At 59.7% G+C, this 12,355-nt stretch carries 10 protein-coding genes; all 10 read left to right on the plus strand.

What is annotated here, in order from left to right:
* Positions 1-522: 522 nt before the first annotated feature.
* The gene (locus tag DWZ01_RS09385) at positions 523-1,974 is read left to right on the plus strand and encodes an APC family permease (protein ID WP_117848793.1); all 1,452 of its coding nucleotides are present in this window, start codon (positions 523-525) and stop codon (positions 1,972-1,974) included.
* 131 nt (positions 1,975-2,105) lie between these two features.
* Complete coding sequence (locus tag DWZ01_RS09390) at positions 2,106-3,383, plus strand: amidohydrolase family protein (protein WP_117848795.1); 1,278 nt, start codon at positions 2,106-2,108, stop codon at positions 3,381-3,383.
* 112 nt (positions 3,384-3,495) lie between these two features.
* Complete coding sequence (locus DWZ01_RS09395) at positions 3,496-4,887, plus strand: sensor histidine kinase (protein ID WP_117786915.1); 1,392 nt, start codon at positions 3,496-3,498, stop codon at positions 4,885-4,887.
* Positions 4,888-4,925: 38 nt separating this feature from the next.
* Positions 4,926-5,660 (plus strand): LytTR family DNA-binding domain-containing protein, encoded by a 735-nt coding sequence (locus tag DWZ01_RS09400; RefSeq protein WP_006235161.1) that lies wholly within the window; start codon positions 4,926-4,928, stop codon positions 5,658-5,660.
* 92 nt (positions 5,661-5,752) lie between these two features.
* On the plus strand, positions 5,753-6,697 hold the full coding sequence (locus tag DWZ01_RS09405) for a zinc dependent phospholipase C family protein (protein ID WP_117848797.1): 945 nt from the start codon (positions 5,753-5,755) through the stop codon (positions 6,695-6,697).
* Positions 6,698-6,798: 101 nt separating this feature from the next.
* The gene (locus tag DWZ01_RS09410) at positions 6,799-8,058 is read left to right on the plus strand and encodes an MFS transporter (protein WP_117584173.1); all 1,260 of its coding nucleotides are present in this window, start codon (positions 6,799-6,801) and stop codon (positions 8,056-8,058) included.
* A 171-nt stretch (positions 8,059-8,229) separates the two neighbouring features.
* Complete coding sequence (locus DWZ01_RS09415; RefSeq protein ID WP_117584172.1) at positions 8,230-9,417, plus strand: glycosyltransferase; 1,188 nt, start codon at positions 8,230-8,232, stop codon at positions 9,415-9,417.
* Complete coding sequence (locus DWZ01_RS09420; protein ID WP_117584171.1) at positions 9,414-10,757, plus strand: histidine kinase; 1,344 nt, start codon at positions 9,414-9,416, stop codon at positions 10,755-10,757. The genes DWZ01_RS09415 and DWZ01_RS09420 overlap by 4 nt, the downstream gene beginning before the upstream one ends.
* Before the next feature lie 72 nt (positions 10,758-10,829).
* Entirely contained in the window at positions 10,830-11,546 is a 717-nt protein-coding gene (locus tag DWZ01_RS09425; protein WP_006235156.1) for a LytTR family DNA-binding domain-containing protein, read from the plus strand.
* A gap of 96 nt (positions 11,547-11,642) precedes the next feature.
* Positions 11,643-12,110: a YfcE family phosphodiesterase gene (locus DWZ01_RS09430; RefSeq protein ID WP_117848799.1), complete on the plus strand. Its 468-nt coding sequence runs from the start codon at positions 11,643-11,645 to the stop codon at positions 12,108-12,110.
* Positions 12,111-12,355: the final 245 nt, after the last annotated feature.

Genomic DNA, 12,355 nt, shown 5'->3' on the forward strand with positions numbered 1-12,355 from the left:
AGCCATAAAAAAGCCTCCCATTTCTTGTGTCCAAGAAATGGGAGGCAGTTCATCTTGGGGGCGCTGCGGGTTGTCGTTGTCGGAGGTGCTTCTGGGCGTTGGCGTGGTGCGGCCGGCAAGGCGCACGCTTTGTGGCCGTTGGTCGCCGTCATTGTATCCGTATGCCATTCGAATCACCTTGCCTCATGTGTAACTTGTCTATCCTACATAAAAAGATGCACGACACATGGGCATGTGCGCCAAAAGCCTGACAAATGGTATGAACGTTGCCGCGCCGAGCGCCAAGCGTCACGGTAACAGGTATTCAAAAGCAGACAAGATGAAAGCGCCCAAGACGAATGACGTCTCCCGCCGTTCGTCCCAAAAACGGTGCCGCTCGTTTTGCAGTTCTGCCTTCGGTCGAGCTGCGAGCGGCGCTGCTGCGCCAAGGCCGTATCTTAAAGCCATGGAATAAAAGCGCGCGGCAAAACGGACCGCGCAAGGGGTGACGCCAAGGGCGTCAAACAGGAAAGGAGGGGAACAATGGCGGACAAGAACGCAGAAGTTGCAGTCGAGGATAACGGCGGCATGAAGAAAACGCTCTCGCTCTGGAACTTCTTCACCATCGGCTTTGGTGCCATCATCGGTACCGGTTGGGTTCTGCAGGTCGGCGACTGGATGGTCGTGGGCGGCGGTCCCGTTCCCGCTATGATCGCATTCCTCTTGGGTGCAATCTTCCTCGTGCCCGTCGGAGCTGTTTTCGGTGAGCTCACGGCTGCTATCCCCATCTCAGGCGGCATCGTCGAGTATGTCGATCGTAGCTTTGGCCGTACGCTGAGCTACATCACCGGATGGCTTTTGGCCCTGGGCAACGGCATCCTGTGCCCGTGGGAGGCCATCGCCATTTCGACCCTCGTGTCCGAGATGTTCGGCAGCCTGCCCGGCCTTGAGTGGCTGCGCGCCATCAAGCTCTACACCATCCTGGGGGCCGACGTTTACCTGTTCCCGACGCTGATCGCGCTCGGCTTTGCAGTCTACGTCATCTTCCTTAACTTCCGCGGTGCCAGCTCGGCTGCCAAGCTCCAGGCCTTCCTGACCAAGGCTCTGCTCTGCGGCATGCTGCTCGCCATGGGCGTCTCGCTGTTCACCGGCTCGCCGGACAACGCCATGCCCGTGTTCTCCCAGGTCACCGGCGCTGGCGGCGGCAAGGCCGCTACCGAGAGCACCAGCCTGTTTGCCGGCATCGTGTCGGTCCTGGTTCTGACCCCGTTCTTCTACGCCGGCTTCGACACCATTCCTCAGCAGGCTGAGGAAGCAGCCGAGGGCCTTAACTGGAACAAGTTCGGCAAGATCATCTCCCTGGCCCTGCTGGCCGCCGGCGGCTTCTACATGGTCTGCATTTACTCGTTCGGCACTATCCTTGACTGGCACGAGTTTGTTAAGAGCCCGGTTCCCGCGCTTGCCTGCCTCAAGGGCATCAACATGCTCCTGTACCTGGCCATGCTCGTCATCGCTACGCTTGGACCCATGGGTCCGATGAACTCCTTCTACGGCGCCACGAGCCGCATCATGCTCGCCATGGGCCGCAAGGGCCAGCTGCCCGAGCAGTTCGCCGAGGTCGACCCCAAGTCCGGCGCTCCCAAGCTCGCCTGCGTCGTTCTGGGCGCCATCACCGTCGTCGGTCCGTTCCTGGGCAAGAACATGCTCATCCCTCTGACCAACGTGTCGGCTCTCGCCTTCATCTTCTCCTGCGGCATGGTCGCCCTCGCTTGCCTGCGCATGCGCTTCACCGAGCCCGACCTGCCTCGTCCCTACGAGGTGCCCGGCGGCAAGTTTGGCATCGGCCTCGCTATCGCTGCCTGCGCCATCATCATCGGCCTGCTCGTGATTCCGTTCTCTCCCGCCTCCCTCAACATGGTGGAGTGGAGCATCGTGATCGGCTGGCTGGCCGTCGGCCTGGCTCTCATGGCCTTCACCAATTCCCGCAAAAAGTAACGCCGAGCCGGGGCGGATCAGGTGTGCGGGACCCTCTCTTCCGCGCACCGAACCCGGCACCACTTGGGTAGCTTTGTGAGGCCTTAACCCAACGCGGCCTCGCCCACTATATGGATCCATAAGGAGGAACCATGTCCACTAAGTATGCAATCGTTGGCGGCAAGCTCATCGACGGTACCGGTGCCGAGCCGGTCGAGAACTCCCTCGTTCTCGTCGACGACAACGGCAAGATCGAGTACGCCGGCGCCATGCAGGACCTTCCCGAGGGCGTTGAGGTCATCGACGCCGCCGGCAAGGCCGTCCTTCCCGGCCTGATCGACACCCACCTGCACTTCTCGGGCAACTTGACCGACGATGACACCGACTGGGTCATGCAGCCGCTCCTCGAGAAGCAGGCCGTCGCCGTCAAGCAGGCCTACGACTGCCTCACCCACGGCCTCACCACCGTCTGCGAGATCGGCCGCTTTGGTATCCAGATCCGTGACTGCATCGACAAGGGCGTCTTCAAGGGCCCGCGCGTTCTGGCCACCGGCCTTGGCTTCTGCCGCGTTGCCGGCCACGGCGACTCCCACCACTGCAGCCAGGAGCTCAACAAGGAATCGCACCCCTGGGGCGATCAGGTCGACGGTCCTTGGGATCTGCGCAAGGCCGTCCGCCGTCGCCTGCGCGAGAACCCCGATGCCATCAAGATCTGGGCTACCGGTGGCGGCATCTGGCGCTGGGACTCCGGCCGCGACCAGCACTACTGCTCCGAGGAGATTCAGGCCGTGGTCGAAGAGGCAAAGATGGTCGGCATCCCCGTGTGGAGCCACTGCTACAACAACCACGCCGCTGCCTACGATTCCGTTCGCTTTGGCTGCGAGCAGCTGATTCACGGCTTCGATATCGATGAGCGCACCATGGACCTCATGGCCGAGCAGGGCACCTTCTTCACTCCGACGATCGCCTTCCTGCCCACCTGGTACGCCACCTATCCGCCCGTCTACGTTCCCGAGCTGCACGACAAGTACGAGGGCACTCTGGTCGAGAAGGAGCTGCAGCGCAACTACGACTGCCTGCGCGAGGCCAAGAAGCGCGGCGTCGTCATGACGATCGGCTCCGACTCCTTCTCCTTCGTCACCCCGTACGGCACTTGCTCCATCGAGGAGATGTACGAGTTCGTCGACAAGATCGGCTTCACTCCGGTCGAGACCATCACCTGCGCCACCCTCAACGGTGCCAAGATGTGCCACATCGAGGACGAGACCGGTTCCATCGAGGCTGGCAAGTGCGCCGACCTGCTGGTCGTCAACGGTGACGTCGCCGCCGACATCCACGTGCTCAACACCGACAACATGGACGTCATCATGAAGGACGGCTGGATTGTCGAGGGCGGCACCTTCGGCGAGGCAAACAAGTACAGCGCCTAAGCTACCGTTCATCGATGGCTTGATGTAAAACACAGTATTTGATTGCATAATGCAATGGAGAGGGTCGCTTGCGGCCCTCTTTATTGCTATGGGGTGCGTCGGTAAGAAGGAGATGACGGTGGATCTCAATAGGCTGATTCTGGGCAAGAGCTACAACTCTACCAAGGTCTTTCGTACCGCTCAGCATGTGGTTCAAGCCATCTTGCTCGGTATTGTCGTTCCGCTGCTTATCCTGCTGCTCATCTGGGATCTAACCGATAATCCCAATCCCGTTCCGGCCGTTGTCGTCATTGCCGGCTTGGTCATGCTGTGCTTCTTCTTCTCGTACGTCTTTGTCGTTCCCGACGACCTCACATCGAGCGCAACCGACCGCACGCTCGCCATCGCTTCAAAAATATTCGCCTACACGTCGCGCGGCCTTACGCCCGAAGCTGCCCTGGGCGCCTCTAAGATCATCCTGTCCGAAACTATCGCCTCTGCCATCTGCTTTACCGACGGCAAGCAGGTGTTGGCAAGCTGGGGCGAGGACTCGGCAAAATGCCCCGCGGGCACCCCGGTGGTGCTGCGGACTACGCTCAACGTGATCAACAGCGGTGAGCAAAGCGTGTTCTCGCGCGATGCCTCGACCGAGACAGGTGGCTACTTTCCGCGCCTGCGCGCCGGTATTGTCGCACCGCTTACCGTGCGCGGGCATTGCGTGGGCACGCTCGAGCTGTATTATCCCCGTCTGAGCAGCATCGATATGCGCCAGACGGCGCTTGCCTCGGGCTTTGCCGACCTCATTTCCACGCAGCTTGCGAGCTTTGAGCTCGAGCGCCAGGACGAGCTTACGGCCCGCGTGGAGCTGCGCGCCTTGCAATCGCAGGTCGATCCTCATTTTCTGTTTAACACCATCAGCACCATCGTGTCGCTCGTTCGAACCGAGCCCGACAAGGCGCGATCGCTGCTGATCGACTTCTCCAACTACTACCGTCAGACGCTTTCTGATTCCGATACCCTCACAACGCTCGAGCACGAGGTGGAACAGGGCACTCGCTATATCAATCTTATGCAGGCTCGTTATGGCGACGGCCGTCTGCGCGTCTCGGTCGATATCGACTTTGAGGTGCGCGATTGCATGGTGCCGCCGTTTATCTTGCAGCCGTTGCTCGAAAACTGCATCAAGCACGCGCAGCGCGAGACCGAGCCGCTTTCTATTCATGTTAGGGCTTTCGAGACCGATGACGGTTTGGAGATCATCGTCGAGGACGACGGCATCGGTATGAGCGAAGAAGTCTGCGCGCATCTGTTTGAGCAACATCGCCTGGAGGAGCCCGAGAGCATTACCGCCGACGGCTCCGTCAAGCGAGGTTGCGGCCTGGCGCTCTTCAACGTGCTTCAGCGCATCCATTTCTTTTACGGAGAAGATTCCGGCATGCGCGTGAAGTCCCAGGAGGGCGTGGGAACGCAGGTCATCGTCGAGCTGAACGGCGAGCCGCATGAGCCGGCGCCGTTGACGGCGTAGCACGCGGTTGGATTGAGAGAAAAAGAGGGGAAGCACATATGTCCGAAGGCTGGAACATCTTGGTGGTTGATGACGAACCTCCCATTAGGGCTGAGCTACGCTATCTGTTGGAAAAGGATACGCGTGTGGGCCAGATTGCCGAGGCGGGCAATGTCACCGAGGCCGTGGAGTCGATTCTCTCGAACAAGCCCAACGTGTTGTTTTTGGACATCACGATGCCCGGCCGCTCGGGAATTGAGCTTGCCGAGACGCTGCAGAACCTAAAGACGCCGCCGGTGGTTGTGTTTGTGACGGCGTTTGCCGAGTTTGCCGCCGATGCGTATAACCTCGATGCGGTCGACTATGTCGTCAAGCCGGTCGAGGACGCACGCCTGTCAAAGGCACTCGACAAGATCGAGGCAGCCTTGGGTGCCCGTCGTGTTATCCACGCTCCGCGCCAGCCTTTGCGTCTGACGGTGGACCGCGGGGGCAAAAAGGTGTTCATTCCCGCCGCAGACGTCTGCTACTTTGAGGCGCGCGCCGATTTTTGCAACGCCATCTGCGCCGAGGGAACGTACCTGATCAATGAGTCGATCTCTTCGCTCGAGCGTCGCTTGGTCTCCGAGGGCTTTATTCGCGTTCATCGCAGCTATCTGGTCAATTTGGAAGACGTGCACAATGTCGAGATCGGTTCCACGGGTCTTATGGAGCTCAGACTCGATCGCGTAACCTCGACGGTGCCCGTGTCCCGCCGTCGCGCTGCCGAGGTTAAAGCACACTTGGGGCTTGCGTAGACGGTCTGCGTGCCGTCGTTTACCATCGCAGGTTTGGCATGGGCGCGCGGTGGGCATAATGGGTGGCATCGAATGAAATCGAAAGGATCATTATGCCCGCGCTTATCACCCATCATCTGTTTGGCGAGGAAAGCATCGACCGTCTTCCACAGGGCGTCATCACGTCCGATGAAGAGCGCATTGCCTTTATCTTGGGCAACCAAGGCCCCGACCCGTTTTTCTTTCACATTCTGACACCGCGTGTTTCCGACTGCACGCTGCTGGCGCAGGTCATGCATCGGTCGCGCATGTCTCGTCAGTTTGCGTGCCTGCGCGACGGCGTGTCGCATCTGCTGCCGCGCGACGCCAGCTTGGGTCGTGCCTTTGCGCTGGGCCTGCTGTCTCATTACGTGCTCGACCGCAACGCTCATCCCTTTGTCTATGAGCAGCAGTTTGGCATTGTCGAGTCCGATTCAGAGCTTGAGGATTCGAGCAGTCAGGTCCATGCCGTGATCGAGAGCGACCTGGATGTGCTGATGCTGCAGCTTAAACGCGATGGCGCTACGGTTGACGATTACCCGCCGGCGGGCGAGATCGTCACCACTGATCGCATCAATCGCGTGGCCGGCGTGCTGATGAGCTATGTTGCCGGACGCGTGTACGGCATTGACATTCCGGCGGGGGAGTACGGTGCTGCCGTTGCCAATATGCAGCGACTTTACCGCGCGATTGAGCCGGCCGGCTCCGCAAAGACGCGCGCGATCTCGCTGGTTGAGGGCTTGGTGCACGATTACTCGCTGCTCGACGGCCTTGCTCATCGCGTGACGACGGAGTTGCCCGAGCGCACCGGTAACCTGGGCCATCTGACATGGAAGAATCCCTTTACCGACGAGGTCTCGAACGAGAGTTTCCCCGAGGTCTTTGATCGCGCGCTGGGCGATTACGAGTGCACGGTCGCACGTTTTATCGAGACCGGTGACATGGATGCCGTGACCAGTCACGTCAACTACAGCGGTCGCGTGCTCAATGCCGATGAGGAGTTCGACCGCGAGGAATAGGGCCCGTGCGTGCCCCTTTGCCGAATCCTTACCGGCGGTTCTGGACAATTGGGGTACGATGAACTAACTGCATATCGGGCGAATACGAAGGGTCCCTGTCCATGAAATACACCAAGCTCGAGCGTAACTGGGTTATGTATGATGTGGGCAATTCGGCCCTCGTGCTGCTCAATACCTCGGTGGTGCCCATTTACTTTAACGCCATCAATACCGGCGCTTCTTCGGCCGACCTGGTGGTCGCCTGGGGCAATGCACAGACGATCGCCTCGCTGGTCATCGCCATGCTCATGCCCATTCTGGGCGCACTTGCCGACTACGCTGGCAACAAAATCAAGTTCTTCTTGGGCTTTTTCCTCACGGGCCTGGTTCTTTGCCTGGCGCAGGCTATCCCAATGTCCGCCATGGCATTTTTGACTGTGTACGTGCTGTGCACCATCGGCCTCAACTCTTCTATGACGTTCTACGACGCCATGCTGCCCGACATTACCACCGACGAGCGCATGGACGTCGTGTCCAGCTCGGGCTATGCCTGGGGCTACATCGGTTCCACCGTGCCGTTCATCATCTGCCTGGCGCTTATCATGGGTGGTCCCGCTCTTGGTGTCCCCACCATGCTGGCAACGCGTCTGTCGTTTATCATCACTGGTGCCTGGTGGCTCATCTTTACCCTGCCGCTCATTCGCACCTATAAGCAAAAGTACGGTCGCGAGCGTGGTCCCGAGGACACCATCGGCCACATCGTGGGCGGTGTGTTCTCCGAGGTCGGACACACCATGCGCGAGATCGCCCACAACAAGACCGTGCTGGTCTACATGATCGCGTTCTTCTTCTATATCGACGGTGTGCACACGGTCATTTCTATGGCCACCAGTTACGGATCGGCCTTGGGCATCGATTCGACGCAGCTGGTCCTGGCGCTGCTCGTCACGCAGTTTGTTGCTTTTCCGTCTGCCATCATTTACGGCAAGCTCGCCGGACGCGTGGGCACGCTCAACATGATCCTGGTGGCGGTCGCCGCCTACATGGGGATTGTGCTGTTCGCCGCGTTCTTCCTAAAGACCGCCTTTGAATTCTGGGTGCTTGCCATTATGGTCGGCCTGTTCCAGGGCGGTGTGCAGGCGCTCAGCCGTAGCTACTTTGGCCGCATTATCCCCAAGGAAAAGTCCAACGAGTACTACGGCTTCTTTGACATCTTTGGTCGTTATGCAAGCGTTATGGGCACCTTCCTGGTGTCGGTCGTCACCTCGCTGACCGGCAACCCCTCGCTGGGCGTCCTGTCTATCGGCGTGCTGCTGGTGGTGGGCTTTATGCTGCTGGTCCGCTTGTCCCGCATGACTCGGGCGGCAGGGCATGCCGCATAGGAGCGAGCGGCTATTGTGCCTGTCCACGGTACTCTTTTGGGGTTATCCGCAATAAACATTGCGACTTGCGAGCAATGATTTGTCCAAGTGGGTATGATGGAATCAGCTAGGTCGCGGGGCGTCGCCTGTGTTTGGCGGCGTCCCGTTTTTGTGTTGCAGGGAGGGTAAGGCATGAACGCCACGGTCGTGATTCCAACGTATTGGGCGGGCGATGACGCTTGCGCAAACGCCCCTGGCACCTATGACCATTCGACGCGACTCAACGCCGACAATCCCGAACTCGACCGCTGCCTGGCCTCGCTTGAGCAAGTGTGCGACATCCCGCGCATCATCCTTTTGGTGGTCTGTCCTGTTTCTGCCACAGCCGATGTGTCGCTGCGCGTGCACGAGATTGTCGACGCGCATCCCACGCTCAAGGTCACCGTTGTCACCAACACCCAGGCCTCGCGCATCGCAGACCGGGTTGCTCAGATCGCGCCCAAGGGTTCGGGCGAGTGCGTGAGCCTGCGAGGCTACGGTGCCATCCGCAACATGGGGCTAGCCTGTGCCGCTGTGCTGGGGCATGACGCGGTTATCTTTTTGGATGACGATGAGGCTGTCATCGACGCCGACTTTATGAAGCGCGCGACCTATGCGTTGGGGCAGCAGACGCGTCAGGGCTTGCCGATCTTGGTCAAGAGCGGCTATTTCTACGATCGCGACGGCTCGCCGCTGGCTCCCACGGACAAGGCGGGCATCTGCCATCGTTGGTGGACCAAGCGCATCGAGTTCAACCGTTGGATGAAAAAGGCGCTCTCGGGCACCCGCATCTCGCGCTCCAACTACGTGTGCGGCGGCCTGATGGCCCTGCACGCCCGCGCCTTTACGCGTGTGGCCTTTGACCCGTTTATCACCCGCGGCGAGGACTTGGATTACCTCTTTAACATGCGTATGTTTGGCTACGACGTGTGGTTTGATAACGAGTGGACCGTGCGCCATCTGCCTCCGGAGTCCGAAAAGCGCTCACCGCGCTTTATGCAGGATGTATACCGTTGGTACTACGAACGGGCCAAGTTGACGTTCGCCGCGCATCAAAAGGAGCTCATCCCCGTTACGGCGGCATCGCTCATGCCCTACCCGGGCCCGTGGATTTCGCGCGAGCTCGACGACCGCGTGCGCAAGACCGCTATGGTCCGCAGCGTGTTTACCCGCGAGCATGAGGGCTACCTGCGCATCTGGCGCCATGGTATCGACGAGGCAAAGGCCTATGCGCGCCAAAACGCTGCAAGCTATCTGCGTTTCCAGAGCTTTTGGCCCAAGATCATGGACGGGCTTTGGCGTGACGCACAACTGATCAGTATCCTGGAGGGGGCCGAATGATCGACCGCCGCGCCCAGCGCGATAGTTCAATATCAATCTTTCGCATCATTGCCGTTGCCTGCGCCATTTGCGTGCTGGTGTACTTTATTTTTGCCTTGGTGACCGGTATCGAGCCGATCGCCACGGTGATTGCCTGCGCGCTGCTGTGCATCTTTCTGTGCATCTTTATCTTTTTGACGCTCAATCCCGATTCGGTGCGCTCCCAGTACACCGAGGAGACGCTCTCGGTGGCCTCGGCCATGCTCGAGGACATTAAGGGCGGTCTGACGCAGGAGTCGGCGCGTTTGGTGTGCCGGCGCATTTTGCCCGAGACGCGCGCCATGACGGTGGCCATCACCGACGAGGGCAACGTGCTTGCCTGCGCGGGCGAGTTTGAGGAAAAACTGCTGCCCGATACTCCCATCCACACGCTTGCCACACGCTACGTTATCGAACATGGCATCGTGCAGTCGTTCAACCGTATGGTGGATGTCGTGGGCTCGGACGGCTCGCACAACCAAGTCCCCGCCGGCATTATCGCCCCCATCAAGGTGGGCGATCGTACCGTCGGTACGCTCAAGTTCTACTACAAGACCCCGCGCGCCGTCGACCGTACCCAGTACGCGCTTGCCTCGGGCTTTGCCGAGATCTTGTCCACACAGCTCGCCATCCACGAGCTCGAGGTGCAAAAGGAGCTCACGGCGCGCGCCGAGGTGCGTGCGCTGCAGGCGCAGATTAACCCGCACTTCCTGTTCAACACGCTGAACACCATTGCATCGTTTACGCGCACCGACCCGCTGCGGGCCCGCGAACTGCTTCGTGAGTTCTCATCGTTCTATCGTGCCACGCTCGACAACTCGGGATCGCTTATTCCGGTCTCGCGCGAGGTCGCACAGACCAAGCGCTACCTTACCTTTGAGAAGGCCCGCTTTGGCGAGGACCGCGTGCTTGCGACGTTCGATGTGTCCGAGGACGTGGAAGATACGCTGGTGCCGGCGTTCGTGATCCAGCCGATTGTCGAGAACGCCGTACGTCATGGTATGGGCGATGACGACGCCCTGAGGATCGACGTGACCGTTCACCAAGACGGCGAGGATGCAATCTTGATTGCCGTGGCCGATAATGGCGTGGGCATGGATGAGGGTACCGCCGCCAGACTGTTTGACGAGCGCTCTGCCCGTCCCGACGCCAGCTCTCCCCAGGGTGGCGGCGCCGGTGTGGCCATGCACAATATTTCGGAGCGCATCCATCGCTTTTATGGGCCGCACTCCTATACGCGTGTCGAATCGGCGCCGGGCAAGGGCACCAAAGTGCTTCTTCATCTTGATTTGTCAGAGAGCATCTTTGACATTCAAGAGTAAAATAAAAGGCTACGGGCTCAACGTCATGCGACGGATGCCCGGCGTAGTTAGTTGACGAAAGGTTTTATCCCTATGCTGCGTGCGATGATTGTGGATGATGAGGCGCCGGCTCGCTCGGAGCTTCGCTTCCTGCTCGAGCAAACGGGCAAGATCGGCACGATCACGGAGGCGTCGAGCGTCCGCTCCGCCATCGAGATGCTTATGGAAAGTCGCGTGGATGTCGTGTTTCTCGATATCTCGATGCCCGGTGCCTCGGGCCTGCAACTTGCCGAGGCGCTGCATAAGCTCAAAAATCCGCCGGCGATCGTGTTTGTGACTGCGTATAGCGACCATGCGGTCGAGGCATTCGACGTCGATGCCGTCGATTATCTGATGAAGCCTGTCGAGGAAGCTCGCTTGGATCGCGCGATCGAGAAGGTCATGCAACGCGCCAAGCCGGTTACGGACAGCAAAGTGACCATCGAGCGTATCCCGGTGGAAAAGGGCGGCCGCAAGGTGCTCATTCCCGTGGACGACATCCGCTTTATCATGGCCAAGGACGATTACTCCTGCATCTATACCGTCGATGATCGCTTTTTGTCGACGACCTCGCTGGCGCAGTTTGAGGCCAAGCTCTGCGACTTTGGCTTCTTCCGTGTTCACCGCCGCTATATCGTCAACTTGGCGTGCGTTACGGACGTCGAGACGGTGCCCTCGGGCGCCATCCAGCTGGGCATTACGGGCGTCGACGAACGCGTGCCGGTTTCGCGCCGCCGCGTCGTGCCGCTCAAGAAGGCCTTGAGTCTCTAGCGCACTGGCCCCGCAGCCCTGTAGACCCATCGTCTGCGGAGCCGTGGGGCCTTTTTTGTATGTATCTGCCGAATCGTTTTTTGCGGAAGGGATCCCATGAACAGTGCAAGCGCCAAGCGTATCGACATCATCTCGGACACCCACGGCTATCTTTCGCCCGCGCTTCTGGACGAGCTCAAGGGCGCAGATCTGATCATCCACGCCGGAGACCTCACCTCAGAGATGGATTACGAGCATCTATGCACCATCGCCCCCGTGCGAGCGGTCCTAGGAAACAACGACTACTACCGCGACTACGGCCCGGATGTAGACCGTCTGGCCCTCTTCACCTACGAAGGCCTCAAATTCGCCGTAGCCCACTACCGTGAAGACCTGCCCGTGGGATCCGTAGACGTAGCCATCAACGGTCACACCCACGTAACCAAAGAAGCCCAAGTAGGCCGCTGCTTGGTACTCAACCCAGGCAGCGCCAGCTATCCAAGAGGCACCCGAGGCCCCACCATGGCCAGAATGCTCGTAAAGGACGGCAAGATCCTGAGCACCAAGTTTATTGACTTGGACTAACCGCAACAAAAACGGGGGACGCACAATGCATCTCCCGTTTTTCTTTCAGCGAAAGGCAGAGCTTCAACAAGAACCTAAGACACTCCCGCCGAGGAGAACGGGGACCTCGAGCCGCGAAGCGGTGAGCAACAACAACAGCTCGAACTAAGTGACGGCAGGGAGGGTCTCCGGGGCCGGCGGGCGCGGGTTAAGTTTGTCGCGAGTTCCGCACGCAAAGGAAAGCACTTAATGTGCTTTCCGTCTTG

The organism is Collinsella sp. AF28-5AC (assembly GCF_003457875.1).
Classification (GTDB): Bacteria; Actinomycetota; Coriobacteriia; order Coriobacteriales; family Coriobacteriaceae; genus Collinsella.